Here is a 17,495-nt window from a genome sequence, read left to right on the forward strand (position 1 = left end):
GACTGCCACCGTCGCCTGCCCCTCCCTCAACGTCATCCTCGGCCTTGAGCCGAGGATCCATACGGCGAGCACAACACCTGCGGTGTGGATCCTCGGCTCAAGGCCGAGGATGACGGAGGAGAAGCAGGAGCCAAGGGCAGAAGTAGGTGCCAGACACAAAAAGCCCGGCGCGAAGGGCGACCGGGCCTTTGAATTCCAACGATGTCCGACAGATCAGAGATCGATGTCGAGGATCGCCATGGAGAAGTTGTAGGAGAGTTCGCCGTCCTCGTCGTCGCGGAACACGACGCCCAGGAATTCATCAGCAAGATAGACTTCGGCCGATTCATCCTTGCGCGGGCGCGCCTTGATGACGATCTCCTTGTTGATATTGCGCTTGAAGTAGGCCTCAAGCTTCCTGATTTCTTCCGGCTTCACGATATGTCTCCGTAACGATTTGCTGTGCGCGCTTCTCGCACCTGCTCCCGAGCGTGTAAACCCTCGAAGACGGGTACCAGCCGACTTTTCCGGTCAGAGGTCGTAGTCGAAGGCCGCCAGCAGCTGATCCATCGCACGCGACGGCTCGTTGCAGCCTGCCTCGCCCACGACACGCGCCGGCACGCCGGCAACCGTCGATTTCGGCGGCACGGGCTTCAGCACGACGGAGCCGGCGGCGATGCGCGAGCAGTGGCCGATATGAATGTTGCCGAGGATTTTCGCGCCGGCACCGATCATCACGCCGTCGCCGATCTTCGGATGGCGGTCGCCACCCTCCTTGCCCGTGCCGCCGAGCGTCACGTTGTGCAGGATCGAGACATTGTCGCCGATGGACGCGGTTTCGCCGACCACCAGACCCGTCGCGTGATCGAGGAAGATGCCCTTGCCGATATGGGCGGCCGGGTTGATATCCGTCTGGAACACGCTGGAGGAGCGGCTTTGAAGGTAAAGCGCGAGGTCACGCCGGCCGTTTTTGTAGAGCCAGTGCGCGACGCGGTGCGTCTGGATGGCGTGGAACCCCTTGAAATAGAGCACGGCATCCAGGAACCGCAGGCATGCGGGGTCGCGGTCGTACACGGCCTGGATATCGACGCGCAGGATGCTGCCCCATTCCGGCCAGTCTTCCAGCATTTCGTCGAAAATCTGGTGCAGGAGGTTGGCCTGCAGGTCCGGATGGTCGAGGCGCTCGCAGACGCGATGGATCACGCTTTCCTCCAGCGAGCGGTGGTTCAGCACCGTCGAATAGAGAAAGGCCGCCAGGAGCGGCTCAGCCTGGGCGGCAACGCGGGCTTCCTCGCGCAGGCTGTCCCAGATCGGATCCATGGCCTTGAGCTTGTCGCCGGCCCTGAGTTCATTCGTCGCGACCATCGCCGCACTCCTTCATCACCATACCGGATCATATATAAAGCAAAGCGCGTCCCAGCGGAATGGCCGGACGCGCTTTGTCGTAAACGGCGTGTCAGCGCGCGCCGATCTCCGCATAGAAATCCAGCACGGCGCGTTTAAAGACCTTGTCGCCGACAGCCAGCATGTGGTCGCGGCCGGGGATATCGAGCGCGCGAGCATCCGGCATCAGGGCTGCCAGATCCTGCGGATTGCCGGCAATATCGTCCTTCGTGCCGACGCCGATCAAGGCGGGCACATCGATGCGCCCCATGTCTTCGACGGTCAAAAGATCCCGCGAAGTCATGATGCAGGCGGCAAGCGCCTGGCGGTCGGATTTCGTCTGATCGGCGAAGGCGCGGAACATGCGGCCGCGCTCGTGGGTCACGACGTCGAGCGAGGGCGCGAGCAGCGCATCGGCGATCGGATCCCAGTCACCCACGCCTTCCACCATGCCGATGCCGAGCCCGCCGAAAACGACGGAGCGCACGCGGTGCGGGTGGGCAAGCGCCATGAAGGCGGTGATGCGCGCACCCATCGAATAGCCGAAGACATGGGCTTGCGAAATGCCGAGATGGTCAAGCAGCGCTGCCGCATCGCCCGCCATCAGCGGTGGCGTGTAGAGCGCCGGATCGTGCGGCTTGGCGCTGGCGCCATGGCCGCGATTGTCGATGGCGATCACGCGGTAGCCGGCATCGCCCAGCGTCTTCAGCCAGCCCGGAAACACCCAGTTGACGCTGGCGCTGGAGGCAAAGCCGTGGATCAGCAGCACCGGATCGCCCGACGGGTCGCCCTCGTCGAAAAAAGCAAGCTCCAGGCCCTCATGGGTGAAACGGGAAAGGGGCGGGTTGTCGAGGTTCATCGCGGACCGTCTTTCGTTTTCTCGACCCTGCTCATACTGCCCTTTGACCGCGGAGAAAACGCCCGGCATAGGAAATTTCGATCAAGCAAAACCTATCGTAGGCAGTTGCAGCTCACGCGATCAATCCATGTTTTCTGGCATAGGTCTCACGAGCAAGGATGAACTCACTGCTCCACACATCGACAACATCATAGCTGCGATCCAGTACGGCCTGGAGATCAGGGGCAGCATCCATCCTACTCAAACGGACTTGCTGGCTGTAAGGATATTCATGCCCGAAGCTGTCGATAACCTGTGTCATGATGGCCGCGTATTCGCGTAGTCCCATCGCTCGCAACGCGTCCCGAACAACAGGAGCCAAAGCACCTGACGTATTATCGAAAAACTGATGCAGGCCGCCATTGGCGACCTCTCCTTCAAAAATCAAAGTAGCGTAGAGATAGACATAAGGCTGCCCCAACCGTCCGCCCCCCTCAGGAGTGAGTTTGTCTTCGATGGAGATTGCACACTTCGCCTGTGCTATCGCCTCCGCAAGAAGCCAGTCATCAAGTGAACCCAAATCACTATAAGGTGCCGCCATCGTCACTACCAGCTATCTAAGTCAGCCTACGCGTGGTTGATGATGCTATCAAATCCCAGAATCTGCAAACGCCAAGGTTGCCGCCTCGCCCGGAACGGACATCAAGGCGTGACAACGCACCGCCTACAAAATCTGCGTCCCCGCGACGGTTTTGCATCTACACATTTGACCGGAAGGCGACTATGGTCCGCGCCAGAAAACGGACTTCCACGGAGCATGACATGGCTGGGCACAGCATTCCCCATTTCCAGAACGACGGCGGCCATCGCACGATCGAGATCGGCGTGAAGGAATTCATGTGCGTCGGTGCCTCGGTGCCCTACGACCACCCGCATGTCTTCCTCGACATGGGCGACGACAATGAAAAGGTCTGCCCCTACTGCTCGACGCTCTACCGCTACAATCCGACCCTGAAGGCCACGCAGACGGAACCTGCCGGCTGCACCTTCACCAACCAGGCGGCGGCGTGACGGCCTAGAGGGCCGCACCATCATGTCCTCTGTAAAATCAGCGACTATCGTCGGCGCCGGCATTGCCGGCCTGACGACAGCCCTTGCGCTCGCCCGCAAGGGCATCCCTTCCCACATTCTTGAACAGGCCCCCGCTCTCGAAGAGGTCGGCGCCGGCCTGCAATTGTCCCCCAACGCTTCGCGCATCCTCGCCGATCTCGGCTTGCTCGATGCACTGAGCGCCTGCTGGAGCGAACCGGATCATATCCTGCTCGCCTCGGGAAACACGCTGTCTCCCCTCGCTTCCGTTCCAGCGGGCAAGGCTGCCCGCAGCCGCTGGGGTGCACCCTACGGCGTCCTGCACCGGGCGTCGCTCCAAGCCGTTCTCATCGATGCGATCAGGCAAAACCCGCTCTGCACGCTGACGACGGGCCAGCGAATCGAAAGCGCCGAAGCCGCCCGCGCCCTCGCGCCATCGGACGTTCTGATCGCCGCCGATGGTGTCTGGTCCCGCCTGCGCAAAGCCGTCCCTGGCGCCCTGCCCGCCCGCTATTCCGGTAATATCGCCTGGCGCTTCCTCGTACCCTACGGTCTGGCGCCAGCCTTCCTCAATCCGCGCACCGTGACGGCCTTTCTCGGCCCGCATGCGCATCTCGTCGCCTATCCGCTGGCGGAGATGCAGGCCTTCAACATCGTCGCGATCCATGCGGAGGCCGATGCACCGCCGGAAGGTTGGACGCGCAAGGGCGATGCCCTGACGCGCGGCCGTCTTCAGGACGCCTTCGCCGGCTGGCACGCGGGCATCCGCCGTCTCATCGCGGAGGCGCAGAACCCAATGGCCTGGCCGCTGTTCGGCTGCGCGGATGGCGCCTGGACGGATGGGAAAGACATGGTGCTGATCGGCGATGCCGCCCATGCCATGACGCCTTTTGCGGCGCAGGGTGCGGCCATGGCGATCGAGGATGCGGCGCTGCTAGCAAACCGCCTCGCCGGCACCACCGTGATCGGGCCGGCGCTGCGCCAGTTCGAAAAGGAACGCCGCGAACGCGTCGAAAAAGTCCGCAGCCGCGGCGCTTTCAACCGCTTCGCCTACCACGCCCGCGGCCCAGTCGCGCTTGCCCGCAACCTCGTGCTCTCGCTGCGCAAACCGGAGCAACTCGCCGGCGATCTGGACTGGCTTTACGGTTACCGCACGCCCGATTGAAAGCCCTCACCCGGCAAACCGGATGAGGGCATTTTCTGCGTCAGACGGCGCGCGCCGCGGCCAGTCCGCGTTCGATATCCGCCTTGATGTCCTTCACGTCCTCGAGGCCGATCTGCAGGCGCAGCACCGGACCTTCTTCCGGCCCCTTGGCGACGCGGCGGTCGTTGAGGTTCACGTGCACCGCCAGGCATTCGAAGCCGCCCCAGGAATAGCCGAGGCCGAAAATGCCGAGCGCGTCGAGGAAGGCATGAGCCTTGGCCTTGTGACGTTCCGGCGAGCCGCCGTCGAGCACGATGGAGAAGATGCCGCTCGAGCCCTTGAAGTCACGCTTCCACAGATCGTGGCCCGGAAAACTCGGCAATGCCGGATGCAGCACGCGCGACACGTCATCGACGCCTTCCAGCCAGCGCGCCAATTCCAAAGCGCTTTCCTGGTGCCGCTCCAGCCGCACGCCCATGGTGCGCAGGCCGCGCAGCACCTGATAGGAATCGTCGGGCGATGCACAGGTGCCGAGCGTGATCTGCGTGTCGAACAGCTGGTCCCAATGGGCGGCATTGGCCGAGACGGTGCCGAACAGCACGTCGGAGTGACCCGCCGGATATTTCGTCGCCGCATGAATGGAGACGTCGACGCCGAAATCCAGCGGCTTGAAATAGAGCGGCGTCGCCCAGGTGTTGTCCATGGCGACGACGGCGCCATGTCTGTGCGCGGCGGCGGCAATCGCCGGGATGTCCTGCATCTCGAACGTATTGGAGCCCGGCGCTTCCGTGTGCACGAGCTTGGTGTTCGGCTTGATCAGGGCTTCGATGCCCGCGCCGATCATCGGATCGTAATATTCGACGGTCACGCCGAGACGCTTCAGCATCGTGTCGCAGAAATGCCGCGTCGGGTGATAGACCGAATCCACAATGAGCGCATGATCGCCGGAGGAAAGATAGGCGAGGAACGGCACGGTGACGGCGGCAAGACCCGATGGCACGAGAATGGTGCCGGCAGAGCCCTCCAGCTCATCGATCGCCGCACAAAGCGCATCCGTCGTCGGAGTGCCGCGCGTGCCATACGTATATTTCTGCGCCCGGTTCTCCATCGTCGCGGCATTGGGGAAAAGCACGGTCGAAGCGTGCACGACCGGCGGATTGACGAAACCGTGATAATCCGCCGGGTCGTTCCCGGCATGGGCAAGGCGGGTGTTCACGCCGGCGCCGGCGAGGATTTCGTCTCTGTTTTTCATGGATTTCATCCGGAAATGCGAAGGGGCTTTGCGGAGGCGACTTTTCGCCAGCCAGCGCCGCAGGTCAACCCCACCTCTCTGATCGAGATGTCGTTCAAAGCGCTTCAAATGTTAAAGAAGTGGATTTTTTGAGCGATTTACTGCACAATTCCCCGAGTTTTTGCCCAAAACTGCATCAAATGCTGACAAATTTGGGTTCGCAACCGGAAAATAGGCCCGGTCACTTGACCCTGCGTAATTTTGAGAATGAGATAAGCAACCTCGCGCCGGGAGGGTGGCGAGTTCCGCACCGTGTTCATTCGAATGCGTGACCAGCGGACAAAACAAAGACAACAGAAAAAGGTTGTGAAAAAATGGCAAAAAAAATCGTGACAGCGCTCGTTGGCGCTGCCGTGCTGGGGCTTGGCGCAACGGCTGCTCAGGCAGATACGCTCTCTGACGTGAAGGCCAAGGGCTTCGTGCAGTGCGGAGTGAACGGTTCGAACCTCGCCGGCTTCGGCGCGCAGGATTCGGCTGGCAACTGGGCCGGTCTCGACATCGATCTCTGCAAGGCCGTGGCCGCTGCCGTCTTCGGCGATGCCACCAAGGTGAAGTTCACTCCCCTTTCGGCGAAGGACCGCTTCCCGGCTCTGCAGTCGGGTGAAATCGACCTTCTCGCCCGCAACACCACCTGGAGCGTCAGCCGCGATTCGCAGCTCGGCTTCGATTTCCGCGCCGTGAACTACTATGACGGCCAGGGCTTTATGGTGAAGAAGGAGCTCGGCGTGAAGTCGGCGCTCGAACTCTCCGGCGCCTCGGTCTGCGTGCAGTCCGGCACCACGACGGAACTGAACCTCGCCGACTACTTCCGCTCCAACAACATGGATTTCAAGCCGGTCGTTTTCGAAGCGCAGGATGAAGCCGACGCCGCCTACAATGCCGGCCGTTGCGACGCCTACACGACCGACGCTTCGGGCCTCTACTCGATCCGCCTGAAGATGGCCAATCCGGACGACCATATGGTTCTGCCGGAAATCATCTCCAAGGAGCCGCTCGGCCCGGCCGTTCGCCAGAACGACTCCAAGTGGTTCGACATCGTGACCTGGTCGCACTATGCGATGGTCGCCGCCGAAGAGTTCGGCATCACGACCGCAAATGTCGAAGAGATGAAGAAGTCCGCCAACCCGGATATCAAGCGCTTCCTCGGCGAAGAAGCTGACTCGACCATCGGTGCCGACCTCGGTCTGCCGAAGGACTGGGCCGTGCAGATCATCAAGGCTGTCGGTAACTACGGCGAATCCTTCGAGCGCAATGTCGGCGAAGGTTCCCCGCTCAAGATCGCACGCGGCCTGAACGGCCTGTGGACGAAGGGCGGCCTGCAGTACGCTCCGCCGATCCGCTAAGCTACGGTCAGACGTGACGATCGGGAGGGCGCAGAAACGCCCTCCCCTTTAAAACAAACGCCCGGCAAACAGGGCGAACCAACGTCAGGGGAAATGCATGGCTCTTGCGGATGCCCGAACAGGGTCCGGCGAACCGCCGAAGGTATCGCTTCTTTACAATCCGGCGCTCAGAAGCGTCGTCTATCAGGTCGTCACGCTCGTCGTGATCATCGGCGCCGTCTGGTACGCCTGGAACAACGTCGTCCAGAACCTTGCCCGCGCCAACATGACGGCGGGCTTCGGCTTCCTGAACAGTCGCGCCGGTTTCGACCTTGCGCAGGCGCTGATCTCCTATTCCAGCGACTCGACCTATTTCCGCGCGTTGCAGGTCGGCCTCATCAACACGCTCGTGGTCGCCGCCGCCGGCATCGTCACCGCGACGATCGTCGGCCTTTTGGTCGGCGTCGGGCGCCTGTCGCACAACTGGCTGATCGCGCGGCTCTGCACGGTCTATGTGGAAATCTTCCGCAACATCCCGCCGCTGCTCGTTATCTTCTTCTGGTATCTCGGCGTTCTCGCCCTGCTCCCGTCCATCCGCACGATCTTCCAGAGCGTCAAGGACGATCCGGGCGCCGTCTTCTTCATCTCGAACCGCGGCATCTACATGCCGGCTCCGGTGTTCGGTGAAGGGTTCGGCGTGGTGCTCGCCGCCTTGCTGATCGGCATCGTCGCGGCCATCGCCTTCACGATCTGGGCCAATGCCCGCCAGCGCGCCACAGGCCAGCGCCCGCCGGTTCTCTGGGTCAATCTCGCGCTCATCGTGCTCCTGCCGCTTGCCGTCTTCATCGTGATGGGCCAGCCGCTGTCGCTCGACTATGCGGTGCCTGGCTCCTTCAACATGAAGGGCGGCATGGTGATCGGGCCGGAATTCCTGGCGCTCTATCTCGCGCTGTCGCTTTACACGGCCTCGTTCATCGCCGAGATCGTACGCGCCGGCATCCGCGGCGTCTCGCACGGGCAGACCGAAGCCTCCTATGCGCTCGGCCTTCGGCCCGGCCATGCGACGCGCCTCGTCGTCCTGCCGCAGGCGCTGCGCATCATCATTCCGCCGCTCACCTCGCAATATCTCAACCTCATCAAGAACTCCTCGCTCGCGGTGGCCGTCGGTTATGCCGATCTCGTCGCGGTCGGCGGCACCATCCTCAACCAGTCCGGCAAGTCGATCGAGATCATCTCGATCTGGATGCTGATCTATGTCTCGATCAGCCTCGTCACGTCGCTGTTCATGAACTGGTTCAATGCCAAGATGGCCCTGGTGGAGCGCTGAGATGACCGAGAGCATTACCTACGTCCGCGACCGGTTCCTCGAGCCCGAAAAGCCGCCGCTGTCCGATTCGACGGCCATCGGCTGGGTCCGCAAGAACCTCTTCGCCTCGGTGAAGGACAGCGTCCTGTCGCTCATTGCGCTTGCCGCACTCGTCTATTTCCTGCCAGGCCTGATCAACTGGCTGTTCGTCTCGGCCGTCTGGACCGGGTCGGATCGCACGGCCTGCCTGACGGTCGAACAGGGCGGCCAGCTGCCCGCCGGCTGGAACGGTGCCTGCTGGGCCTATGTCGGCGACCGCTTCGTCCAGTTCATGTTCGGCTCCTACCCCCGTGACGAGCTTTGGCGGCCGCTTCTTGTCGTCGCCATGTTCGTCGGGCTGCTCATCCCCTTCCTGATGCCGAAGGTGCCGCGCAAGGGGCTGAACGCGATCCTGCTGCTCATCGTGCTCCCGGTGGTCGCGTTCTTCCTGCTGCTTGGCGGCGTCTTCGGCCTGCGCCATGTGGAAACGTCGCTCTGGGGCGGCCTGATGGTGACGCTGATCATCTCCTTCGTCGGCATCACGATCTCGCTGCCGGCGGGCATCCTCCTAGCGCTCGGCCGCCGGTCGAGCATGCCGATCCTGAAGACGGTCTGCGTCGCCTTCATCGAACTGATCCGCGGCGTGCCGCTGATCACCGTTCTCTTCATGGCAAGCGTGCTGCTGCCGCTCTTCCTGGAGCCGGGCAACAATATCGACAAGTTCCTGCGCGCGCTCATCGGCGTGTCGATCTTCGCATCCGCCTATATGGCGGAGGTCATTCGCGGCGGTCTTCAAGCCATTCCGAAAGGACAATATGAAGCGGCCGATGCACTTGGTCTAAACTACTTCCACAAAATGACCTTCATCGTGCTACCGCAGGCCATCAAACTCGTGATCCCCGGCATCGTGAACACCTTTATCGGCATGTTCAAGGATACGTCCCTCGTCACGATCATTTCGATGTACGACCTGCTCGGCATCGTGAAGGCGAGCTTTGGGGATTCGGGCTGGATCACGCCGGTCACGCCGCTGACGGGTCTGATCTTCGCCGGCTTCACATTCTGGATTTTCTGCTTCGGCATGTCGCGCTACTCGGCCTTCATCGAACGCCGCCTCGACAAGAGCCACAAGAGATAAGTGAGAGGAACACACACATGGCCAACCAAGCCCAGGCGCAAAAACTGGCAGTCTCCACCACGGATGTCGCGGTCGAGATCACCAACATGAACAAGTGGTACGGCGACTTCCACGTTCTGCGCGACATCAATCTCAAGGTCATGAAGGGCGAGCGCATCGTCATCGCCGGCCCGTCGGGCTCCGGCAAGTCGACGATGATCCGCTGCATCAACCGGCTGGAAGAGCACCAGAAGGGCCAGATCGTCGTCGACGGCATCGAGCTGACCAACGACCTGAAGAAGATCGACGAAGTGCGCCGCGAAGTCGGCATGGTGTTCCAGCACTTCAACCTCTTCCCGCATCTGACGATCCTGGAAAACTGCACGCTGGCGCCGATCTGGGTGCGCAAGATGCCGAAGAAGGATGCCGAGGAAGTGGCGATGCACTACCTCAAGCGCGTCAAGATCCCCGAGCAGGCCAACAAATATCCGGGCCAGCTTTCGGGCGGCCAGCAGCAGCGCGTGGCAATCGCCCGTTCGCTGTGCATGAAGCCGAAGATCATGCTGTTCGACGAGCCGACCTCCGCGCTCGATCCGGAAATGGTCAAGGAAGTGCTCGACACGATGGTGTCGCTGGCCGAGGAAGGCATGACCATGCTGTGCGTGACGCACGAAATGGGCTTTGCCCGCCAGGTCGCCAACCGCGTCATCTTCATGGACCAGGGCCAGATCGTCGAACAGAATTCGCCGGCCGAGTTTTTCGACAATCCGCAGCACGAGCGCACAAAACTCTTCCTCAGCCAGATCCTGCACTAAGCGGGTCGGCATCGGGATTTTGCGAAGGCGGGCCGCAAGGCTCGCCTTTTTTTTGCTGCCCGAATGGGCAGCGTCGTGCGCATTGCGTGGATGTTGGGGCTCCAGAAGCCCGCAGGTGGGGTAAATGAGGTTGGCAGAGCCCGCCCATCTGCACTGCCACTCAAGGAGTGAACAAGCTCACCTCTCCTTCGTGGCGCGTAGGCGTCAGGCCGCACGCACAACGGCAGCGCGGTATCCGCCGGCTATCGCGGAACGAAAAAGGCCGCCCGATGGGCGGCCTTTTCCAGATACGATATGTCGAACCGATTACTCGGCGTCGCCTTCAGCGGCCTTCTTCTTGGCCGGGGCCTTCTTCTTCGGAGCGGCGTCTTCGCCTTCCTGAGCTTCGGCCTTGGCGGCAGCCTTCTTCTTCGGCGCAGCCTTCTTGGAGCCCTTGTCGTCGCCGTCTTCGTCATCAGCCAGCAGGTCTTCCTTGGAAACGGTCTTGTCCGTTACCTTGATTTCACCGAGCAGGTGATCGACGACCTTTTCTTCGAAGATCGGCGCGCGCAGCGAAGCGGCGGCACCCGGGGTCTTCTGGAAGTATTCGAGGATCTGCTTTTCCTGGCCCGGGAACTGGCGCAGCTGCTGATAAAGCGACTGCTGCATTTCCTCGTCGGTGACCTGGACGCCGGCCTTTTCGCCGATTTCCGAGAGAACGAGGCCGAGGCGGACGCGGCGTTCGGCGAGCTTGCGGTATTCTTCGCGAGCGGCTTCTTCCGTGGTGTCTTCGTCAGCGAAGGTCTTGCCGGACTGGGCGAGATCGGTGTTGATCTGGCGCCAGATGTTCTCGAACTCGGCTTCGACCAGGCGCTCCGGGGTTTCGAACTTGTACATCTCGTCGAGCTGGTCGAGGATCTGACGCTTGACCTTCTGGCGGGTGACCGAGCCGTACTGGCTTTCGATCTGGCCGCGGACGATTTCACGCAGCTTGTCGGCCGATTCGAGGCCGAGTTTGGTGGCCAGCTCGTCGTTGATTTCGACGTCGGCGGCGGCAGCGACTTCCTTGACCTTGATGTCGAAGGTCGCTTCCTTGCCGGCAAGGTTTGCGGCCGGGTATTCAGCCGGGAAGGTAACGGTGATGACCTTCTCGTCGCCAGCCTTCAGGCCGACGAGCTGCTCTTCGAAGCCCGGGATGAAGCGGTTGGAGCCGAGAACGAGTTCTGCGTCTTCGTCCTTGCCGCCGTCGAAGGCTTCGCCATCGACCTTGCCGAGGTAATCGATCGTGACGCGGTCGCCGTCGGCAGCCTTGCCCTTCTTGGTTTCGTAGGAACGGGCGCTTTCGGCGATCTTGAGGATCTGCTCGTCGACTTCCTTGGCGTCGATATCGACGACTTCACGGGTGACGGCGATGCCGGAATTGTCCTTGAGGTCGATCGCAGGGATGACTTCGTAGGACAGCGTGAATTCGAAATCGGCCTGGCCGTTCAGGATCTTCTCGGCTTCGGCCTGGTCTTCGGTCATCGCGACTTCCGGCTGCGTGGCCGACTTTTCGCCGCGCTCGGAGAGGATGGCGGTCGGACGGTCGCGGACGATCTCGTTGACGAGTTCGGCCATGACGGATTTGCCGTACATCTTCTTGAGATGGGCGAAGGGCACCTTGCCCGGACGGAAGCCGTTGATGCGGACACGGCCCTTCACGTCCTCAAGACGCTCGTTCATCTGAGCTTCCATGTCCTTGGCCGGGATGACGACCTTGATTTCGCGCTTCAGCCCTTCAGCGAGCGTTTCGATAACCTGCATGTTCAAACCTTCATTTCGAGTTGGCGGTGCTCAAACCGCGGTTCCGGTTATGGCGAGCACCCCGCCGGTCCATTTGCCGGCAGTGGCTTTACTGAATTCGGTGGCCTTTTGGCAAGCAAAATGGCGCGCTGAAATGCTCCACGCCCACGCAAACCTGTTGTTTTGCGCGTTTCGTGGTTCTGGTGCGGGTAGAGAGACTTGAACTCCCACGCCTTGCGGCACCAGAACCTAAATCTGGCGTGTCTACCAATTTCACCATACCCGCTCTCAGAAACCTCGTTGCCACGGGCGGCCAGGCCGCTCCCATGACGCCTTCCGAGCGCGGCGTCTCTATATCACCCGTTTTCGGCGGATCAAAGGAAAAATGACACGGAAATGACTGTTCTCCCAGCCCTTGCGCTCAATAAAGCGGTTCGTCATAGACAGGCTCGCCGCGCAGGATCAGCCGGGCGATCTGCGGCGTGCCGTCTTTCGCCACGCGCGCCTCCACCTCGAGCTCTTCCTGGTTGCGGGCCTCCTCCAGCACCTTGCCCTGCCCTTCCGGCACATAATAGCGCTCGAGGCCGTAGCTGACGAAAAGGCTGTCCGGCAGCACGCCGTCGGTCACGGAGTAGTAATCGAAGGGCTGCGTGCGCAGGAGAACGCTGCCTTCCTCAGGCGCGAGCGTGCCGAAACTCGCCTCGGTCGCCGTCCACAGCCCGTCCGTACCGGGCTTCAGGCGCACGACAAGCCGCTCGCGGCCGTTCACCTTCGGCACCTCCCCCGTGACGATATCCTTCGCGATCGTCGAGATTGGGTAGGAGAGGATGACGTAATCGCCGCGCAGCAGATCGCGCGGATCGAGGGGCAGCGTCTTCAACCTGATATCCGCGCCGTTGCGCAGGATCGAGGCGCGGCTTTCGACCATGTAGCCGAGCACGGCCGTCTGCAGAGCTGCTGCGATGATGGCGGCTACGACCGGCGGAATGCGGAAAGAAGAAAGGATCGACATGGCTCAGGCCTCCGCCTTGGTTTCAACCCTGGAAAAACGGCGTTCGACGACGATCACGGCCCAGGCGATCAGCGCGACCACCAGACCGGAGATCAGGAAGAAACCGGATGTTCCGATGATCGAACCGATGGTTTCAGAGGCGAGATAGAGCGTTTCAGCCGCGAAGGTGACGTAACCGAGATAACGCACCGCGCCGTTCTCCTTGCCTGAAAACACGATGCCACCGATGGCCACGACAAGCGTGATGATGCCGAGCATCAAGCGATCTCCCACGGCGTCGAATTCGGCATGCAGAACAAACAGGCCGAGCAGCAGCACGAGATAGGAATAGAAGGCGGGGGCAGCACCGGCGCTGCGCGCCAGCGCGTGAAGCGGCGATTGCGGCACGGCGGCTAGCAGATAGGCCAGCGCGCCGAGCGATGCGATTGTTATCGCCGTGGCGGGGGTATCGTGTTCGCCATAGATGAAGGCAAGCCAGGCGACCAGCAGCAGATAGGCGATATGGCGCACACGCCCGGCGTCCGTGTAACGCACCAGCAGGATGACGATGACGGCCATCAGCGGCATCAGCCAGAGCAGCAAAGTATCGCTGGCATGGTAGGATTCGCTCCAGTCCGTCCAGGCGACGGCGAAGGCGAGAAAACCGGCAATGGCCGTCACGGCGCCGGAGCGGAAAAGTATTGCCGCAATCACCGCGCCGGCAAACCAGACGAGCATCGCCTGAAGCGCATCGCCCGAGAGATGATACATCTGCCCGATCAGCGCGATGGCGCCGCCGAAGGCCAAAGTGCCGACAGCAAGGAAGGCGGCGGCAAGCCGCGGCGCGCCACGCTGGATGAGCAGGCCGCCCGCCAGATAGGCACCCCAGATCAGCGCGACGATGCCGACGACGCGCACGAGGCGCGGTATCGCCTCCCAATTGGCGGCGACCAGCAGCAGCACGGCGGCCGACACCAGAAGAGCGGCAATCATCATCAGCACACGGCCGAGGCTGAACGAGCTTTCGCGGGAATCATATTCCTTCAGGAGACGATCGACGGTCGGCGCATCGAGCAAGCCTTGCTGCGTCCACAGTTTGAGATCGCGTTCCAACCTGCCCCTATACATTCGTCCCCGCCCTTTTTCTGAAATGCGCCCGACTCGCGTGCTTCACACCCTGTCAGCAAGAACGGTATAGCGCGTCGAGAAATTCGCAATCGAAGCGACAATCCGCAATGCGGACGATCGTTCGGGGTAAAGGCCGCACGACGGGCGGGATGATTAACGGGAAATAAAGAAATCCCTGGCAGATTTAGCAACAAGACGCCGATGGCGTTTCGATTTCGGGCATGCAGCGGGCGCATATCATCCATTCCCATATTGCACTGCACAAAATCGAGGGATCGGGTTAGATTGTAGTCATCGGATCAGAGATGGTCCGGACCGGAAACCAAGGCGCCGCTGAGGCGACAGGCAGACCGGAGGGCGGAATGGTCGAACGCCCGGCATGATGCCGACAGACCCGATGCCGGAAACGGGATTGAACAGGAATTCGGAGCAGCGCACTCCTCCTCCCAGCGCTCCTCCGATACGATTGGCAACACTCCTCCTCCCAGTTGCCAATCATTCTTAATGACGCCCGCCGGACCTCCTCCCCCGGCGGGCGTTATTGTTTTCGCCAGATACCTGGCAAACCACGCCCCGCAATCCCAAAATCGCCCGTCACCATCCGCTGCATGCCGATGCCTGCGCCGCATTCAGCACAGGCGGGCCGAAAGCATGCGGCTCACGCATGGGTGCCATTCCCATCGCGCACTTTTGCCCATCCTTCGGGCAGGCTATAGCCTTCTCATCGGTCGGGCGACGATCTCCTCCTCCCAACGTCCCCGACAAGGATTGGCAGCCCCTCCTCCTCCCAAGCTGCCAATCGATATTAGCAACGCCCGCCGGATCTCCTCCCCCGGCGGGCGTTGCTTTTTGCACCGCAACCAACCAATCTCGCATGGCTTATTTACCTTTGTGGCTTCAGGCCCAGATTTTGGCCAGAATTTCGCCGAAATTTCCGCTTGACATGCGCAAAACGCATGGGTGCCATACGGCAATTGCGCTGTCTTTTTCCGCGGCGCAGCGTATATTCCAATTCATCAGATCAGGGCGGCGCCAAAGACGAGCGGCCGCCCAGTACGCAAGCCCACGAAAGGGGTAAATGACATGAACCTGGCACGCTCTTTCAACAACTGGCGCAAGTACCGTCAGACCGTCAGCGAACTCGGCCGTATGACCGACCGTGAACTTCGCGATCTCGGCATCGGCCGCAGCGATATCCCGTACATCGCTCGCAAGGCTTCGATCTAAGCCGACCGGACCCCATACGGGTCGCAATTTGAACGCCCTCCGGCTCCCACCGGAGGGCGTTTTCGTTTGCACGTCTTTTTGCGGCGCACAATGTCGCAATTCCCCGACTGCGACACTGTGCGGGATGGCAACCGCGAGCGCTCGCTCCGGCCACATGCCTGGAATAGCAGCACTTTCTGGCTATTTCGCATGCAGCGCGAGCATCTGCCTGATCCGTCATCGTCTTATTGCACAAATGCATAGCAGCTGCATTTTCTTTGCACTGCACATTAACAAGGGTGTCGCGTATATAGGCGTCACAAACCGGTGAGACAGACCTCCCGGCCAACACTTCGAGGAAACGACCATGAACCCGATCCGCATTGCCAAGAACTGGATGTCCTACCGCCGCACGATGAACGAACTCGGCAACCTGTCGAACCACACGCTGTCCGACATCGGCCTGACCCGTTACGACATCCGCGACATCGCAGCCCGTTCCTTCCGCTAAGATAGAGCCGGTTTCCGCCGCTGCGGCCGGAAACGGCCAGCGCGAGGGACGATCAAACGGCACCATCTGGTGCCGTTTTTGATTCCAGGGGCATGATGCCCCGCCCCAATGCTTTTCCTTGGAAATGCGCCGTTGCCCATGATAACCAACCGCCCATGACCAAGACCTCTTCCCACACTCCCATCCATGTCATCGGCGGCGGCCTTGCCGGCTCGGAAGCCGCCTGGCAGATTGCCGAAACCGGCATTCCCGTCATCCTGCATGAAATGCGCGGCGTGCGCGGCACGGATGCGCACAAGACGGACAGCCTTGCCGAGCTCGTCTGCTCCAATTCCTTCCGCTCCGATGACGCCACCTCGAACGCCGTCGGCGTTCTGCATGCCGAAATGCGGCTTGCCGGCTCTCTCATCATGCGTTCGGCCGATGCGAACCAGGTGCCCGCAGGCGGCGCGCTCGCCGTCGACCGCGATGGTTTTTCCGCCGCCGTGACGGCCGCGCTTGAAAGCCATCCGCTGATCACCGTTACCCGCGAGGAAGTGACCGGCCTGCCGCCGGAGGACTGGGACCAGGCGATCATCGCCACCGGCCCGCTCACCGCGCCGTCGCTTGCCGCCGCCATTCAGGCGCGCACCGGCGCCGATTCGCTCGCCTTCTTCGATGCGATCGCGCCCATCGTGCACACCGCCAGCATCGATATGGATATCTGCTGGTTCCAGTCGCGCTACGACAAGGTCGGCCCCGGCGGCACGGGCAAGGATTATATCAACTGCCCGATGGACGAAGCGCAGTACAACGCCTTCGTCGATGCGCTGATCGCCGGCGACACGACGGGCTTCAAGGAATGGGAAGGCACGCCCTATTTCGACGGCTGCTTGCCGATCGAGGTGATGGCCGAGCGCGGCCGCGAGACGCTGCGCCACGGCCCGATGAAGCCGATGGGCCTGACCAATGCGCACAATCCGACCGTCAAGGCCTATGCCGTCGTTCAACTGCGCCAGGACAATGCGCTCGGCACGCTCTACAATATGGTCGGTTTCCAGACGAAGCTGAAATATGGCGCGCAGGCCGAAATCTTCCGGCTGATTCCCGGCCTGGAAAACGCGGAATTCGCCCGCCTCGGCGGCCTGCACCGCAACACCTATATCAATTCGCCGACGCTGCTCGACCGCTCACTGACGCTGAAGGGCCGTCCGGGCCTCCGATTCGCCGGTCAGATCACCGGTTGCGAAGGCTATGTGGAAAGCGCCAGTATCGGTCTGCTTGCCGGCCGCTTCGCCGCGGCCGAACGGCTCGGCCAGACTCCGTCGCTGCCGCCCGAAACGACGGCCTTCGGCGCATTGCTGAACCACATCACCGGCGGCCATATCGTCTCGGAAGACGAGCCGGGCAAGCGCTCCTTCCAGCCGATGAACGTCAATTTCGGCCTCTTCCCGCCGCTGGAGCCCGGCGCGGTCGTTCGGCCCGAAGGGCTGAAACGGTTTCGCGGCAAAGACAAAGCGGTCGCCAAGAAGCAGGCAACCGCCGCACGCGCCTTGGAAGATTGCGCCCGCTGGCTCGGGCGCTGATCGTCAGATG

The 17,495-nt window shown here is 61.7% G+C and carries 17 protein-coding genes and 1 tRNA gene; 9 read left to right on the top strand and 9 right to left on the bottom strand.

The window, feature by feature from the left end:
• Positions 1-213 precede the first annotated feature (213 nt).
• From AC27VQ_RS18810 to AC27VQ_RS18825, 4 genes are all read right to left on the bottom strand, one after another.
• On the bottom strand, positions 214-417 hold the full coding sequence (locus AC27VQ_RS18810) for a DUF3126 family protein (protein WP_117371167.1): 204 nt from the start codon (positions 415-417) through the stop codon (positions 214-216).
• Between the two features lie 93 nt (positions 418-510).
• Positions 511-1,344, bottom strand: coding sequence for a serine O-acetyltransferase (gene cysE / locus AC27VQ_RS18815; RefSeq protein ID WP_488717481.1), 834 nt, complete (start codon positions 1,342-1,344; stop codon positions 511-513).
• 91 nt (positions 1,345-1,435) lie between these two features.
• Complete coding sequence (locus AC27VQ_RS18820; protein WP_488717482.1) at positions 1,436-2,221, bottom strand: alpha/beta fold hydrolase; 786 nt, start codon at positions 2,219-2,221, stop codon at positions 1,436-1,438.
• A 112-nt stretch (positions 2,222-2,333) separates the two neighbouring features.
• The gene (locus tag AC27VQ_RS18825; RefSeq protein ID WP_488717483.1) at positions 2,334-2,801 is read right to left on the bottom strand and encodes a DMP19 family protein; all 468 of its coding nucleotides are present in this window, start codon (positions 2,799-2,801) and stop codon (positions 2,334-2,336) included.
• 221 nt (positions 2,802-3,022) lie between these two features.
• On the opposite strand from AC27VQ_RS18825, the gene AC27VQ_RS18830 reads away from it, so the two are divergent.
• Both AC27VQ_RS18830 and AC27VQ_RS18835 read left to right on the top strand, forming a co-directional pair.
• Positions 3,023-3,271, top strand: coding sequence for a zinc-finger domain-containing protein (locus tag AC27VQ_RS18830; RefSeq protein WP_488717484.1), 249 nt, complete (start codon positions 3,023-3,025; stop codon positions 3,269-3,271).
• A 22-nt stretch (positions 3,272-3,293) separates the two neighbouring features.
• Positions 3,294-4,454, top strand: coding sequence for an FAD-dependent monooxygenase (locus AC27VQ_RS18835; protein ID WP_488717485.1), 1,161 nt, complete (start codon positions 3,294-3,296; stop codon positions 4,452-4,454).
• A gap of 40 nt (positions 4,455-4,494) precedes the next feature.
• Here the strand turns inward: AC27VQ_RS18835 and AC27VQ_RS18840 are convergent, their stop codons facing one another.
• The gene (locus AC27VQ_RS18840; protein WP_488717486.1) at positions 4,495-5,685 is read right to left on the bottom strand and encodes a cystathionine beta-lyase; all 1,191 of its coding nucleotides are present in this window, start codon (positions 5,683-5,685) and stop codon (positions 4,495-4,497) included.
• Between the two features lie 353 nt (positions 5,686-6,038).
• Here AC27VQ_RS18840 and AC27VQ_RS18845 point away from each other — a divergent pair, with 353 nt between their 5' ends.
• The 4 genes from AC27VQ_RS18845 to AC27VQ_RS18860 all read left to right on the top strand — a co-directional run bounded on the left by AC27VQ_RS18845 (position 6,039) and on the right by AC27VQ_RS18860 (position 10,323).
• Positions 6,039-7,067 carry an amino acid ABC transporter substrate-binding protein gene (locus AC27VQ_RS18845; protein ID WP_314095194.1) on the top strand — a complete coding sequence of 343 codons (1,029 nt, stop codon included), beginning with the start codon at positions 6,039-6,041 and terminating at the stop codon, positions 7,065-7,067.
• Between the two features lie 97 nt (positions 7,068-7,164).
• Positions 7,165-8,373 (top strand): amino acid ABC transporter permease, encoded by a 1,209-nt coding sequence (locus AC27VQ_RS18850; protein ID WP_488717487.1) that lies wholly within the window; start codon positions 7,165-7,167, stop codon positions 8,371-8,373.
• A 1-nt stretch (position 8,374) separates the two neighbouring features.
• The gene (locus tag AC27VQ_RS18855; RefSeq protein WP_313525249.1) at positions 8,375-9,529 is read left to right on the top strand and encodes an amino acid ABC transporter permease; all 1,155 of its coding nucleotides are present in this window, start codon (positions 8,375-8,377) and stop codon (positions 9,527-9,529) included.
• A gap of 17 nt (positions 9,530-9,546) precedes the next feature.
• Positions 9,547-10,323 (top strand): amino acid ABC transporter ATP-binding protein, encoded by a 777-nt coding sequence (locus AC27VQ_RS18860; protein WP_313525252.1) that lies wholly within the window; start codon positions 9,547-9,549, stop codon positions 10,321-10,323.
• A gap of 306 nt (positions 10,324-10,629) precedes the next feature.
• On the opposite strand, the gene tig is transcribed toward AC27VQ_RS18860, so the two are convergent.
• The 4 genes from tig to AC27VQ_RS18880 form a co-directional block, all read right to left on the bottom strand.
• The gene (gene tig, locus AC27VQ_RS18865; RefSeq protein WP_488717488.1) at positions 10,630-12,105 is read right to left on the bottom strand and encodes a trigger factor; all 1,476 of its coding nucleotides are present in this window, start codon (positions 12,103-12,105) and stop codon (positions 10,630-10,632) included.
• Between the two features lie 180 nt (positions 12,106-12,285).
• Positions 12,286-12,370 (bottom strand) — tRNA-Leu (locus AC27VQ_RS18870).
• A gap of 135 nt (positions 12,371-12,505) precedes the next feature.
• Positions 12,506-13,096: a GDYXXLXY domain-containing protein gene (locus AC27VQ_RS18875; RefSeq protein ID WP_488717489.1), complete on the bottom strand. Its 591-nt coding sequence runs from the start codon at positions 13,094-13,096 to the stop codon at positions 12,506-12,508.
• Positions 13,097-13,099: 3 nt separating this feature from the next.
• Positions 13,100-14,203 carry a DUF2157 domain-containing protein gene (locus AC27VQ_RS18880; RefSeq protein ID WP_488717490.1) on the bottom strand — a complete coding sequence of 368 codons (1,104 nt, stop codon included), beginning with the start codon at positions 14,201-14,203 and terminating at the stop codon, positions 13,100-13,102.
• A gap of 1,083 nt (positions 14,204-15,286) precedes the next feature.
• Between AC27VQ_RS18880 and AC27VQ_RS18885 the strand changes: the two genes are divergently transcribed.
• The 3 genes from AC27VQ_RS18885 (at position 15,287) to trmFO (ending at position 17,485) form a co-directional block, all read left to right on the top strand.
• Positions 15,287-15,430 carry a DUF1127 domain-containing protein gene (locus tag AC27VQ_RS18885; RefSeq protein ID WP_117371030.1) on the top strand — a complete coding sequence of 48 codons (144 nt, stop codon included), beginning with the start codon at positions 15,287-15,289 and terminating at the stop codon, positions 15,428-15,430.
• 346 nt (positions 15,431-15,776) lie between these two features.
• A complete protein-coding gene (locus AC27VQ_RS18890; protein ID WP_117371029.1) occupies positions 15,777-15,920 on the top strand; it encodes a DUF1127 domain-containing protein in 144 nt (47 codons plus the stop codon).
• A 155-nt stretch (positions 15,921-16,075) separates the two neighbouring features.
• On the top strand, positions 16,076-17,485 hold the full coding sequence (gene trmFO, locus AC27VQ_RS18895; RefSeq protein WP_488717491.1) for a methylenetetrahydrofolate--tRNA-(uracil(54)-C(5))-methyltransferase (FADH(2)-oxidizing) TrmFO: 1,410 nt from the start codon (positions 16,076-16,078) through the stop codon (positions 17,483-17,485).
• Positions 17,486-17,495: the final 10 nt, after the last annotated feature.

The sequence above is a fragment of the Shinella sp. 20P9.1.1 genome (assembly GCF_057798995.1).

Bases quoted from the DNA above. Each gene is read 5' to 3' on its own strand.
- AC27VQ_RS18845 (WP_314095194.1), top strand. From the start codon at position 6,039: ATGGCAAAAAAAATCGTGACAGCGCTCGTTGGCGCTGCCGTGCTGGGG.
- AC27VQ_RS18835 (WP_488717485.1), top strand. From the start codon at position 3,294: ATGTCCTCTGTAAAATCAGCGACTATCGTCGGCGCCGGCATTGCCGGC.
- AC27VQ_RS18885 (WP_117371030.1), top strand. From the start codon at position 15,287: ATGAACCTGGCACGCTCTTTCAACAACTGGCGCAAGTACCGTCAGACC.
- AC27VQ_RS18840 (WP_488717486.1), bottom strand. From the start codon at position 5,685: ATGAAAAACAGAGACGAAATCCTCGCCGGCGCCGGCGTGAACACCCGC.
- AC27VQ_RS18880 (WP_488717490.1), bottom strand. From the start codon at position 14,203: ATGTATAGGGGCAGGTTGGAACGCGATCTCAAACTGTGGACGCAGCAA.
- AC27VQ_RS18875 (WP_488717489.1), bottom strand. From the start codon at position 13,096: ATGTCGATCCTTTCTTCTTTCCGCATTCCGCCGGTCGTAGCCGCCATC.
- AC27VQ_RS18825 (WP_488717483.1), bottom strand. From the start codon at position 2,801: ATGGCGGCACCTTATAGTGATTTGGGTTCACTTGATGACTGGCTTCTT.
- AC27VQ_RS18855 (WP_313525249.1), top strand. From the start codon at position 8,375: ATGACCGAGAGCATTACCTACGTCCGCGACCGGTTCCTCGAGCCCGAA.
- AC27VQ_RS18850 (WP_488717487.1), top strand. From the start codon at position 7,165: ATGGCTCTTGCGGATGCCCGAACAGGGTCCGGCGAACCGCCGAAGGTA.
- trmFO (WP_488717491.1), top strand. From the start codon at position 16,076: ATGACCAAGACCTCTTCCCACACTCCCATCCATGTCATCGGCGGCGGC.
- AC27VQ_RS18890 (WP_117371029.1), top strand. From the start codon at position 15,777: ATGAACCCGATCCGCATTGCCAAGAACTGGATGTCCTACCGCCGCACG.
- AC27VQ_RS18830 (WP_488717484.1), top strand. From the start codon at position 3,023: ATGGCTGGGCACAGCATTCCCCATTTCCAGAACGACGGCGGCCATCGC.
- AC27VQ_RS18820 (WP_488717482.1), bottom strand. From the start codon at position 2,221: ATGAACCTCGACAACCCGCCCCTTTCCCGTTTCACCCATGAGGGCCTG.
- cysE (WP_488717481.1), bottom strand. From the start codon at position 1,344: ATGGTCGCGACGAATGAACTCAGGGCCGGCGACAAGCTCAAGGCCATG.
- AC27VQ_RS18860 (WP_313525252.1), top strand. From the start codon at position 9,547: ATGGCCAACCAAGCCCAGGCGCAAAAACTGGCAGTCTCCACCACGGAT.
- tig (WP_488717488.1), bottom strand. From the start codon at position 12,105: ATGCAGGTTATCGAAACGCTCGCTGAAGGGCTGAAGCGCGAAATCAAG.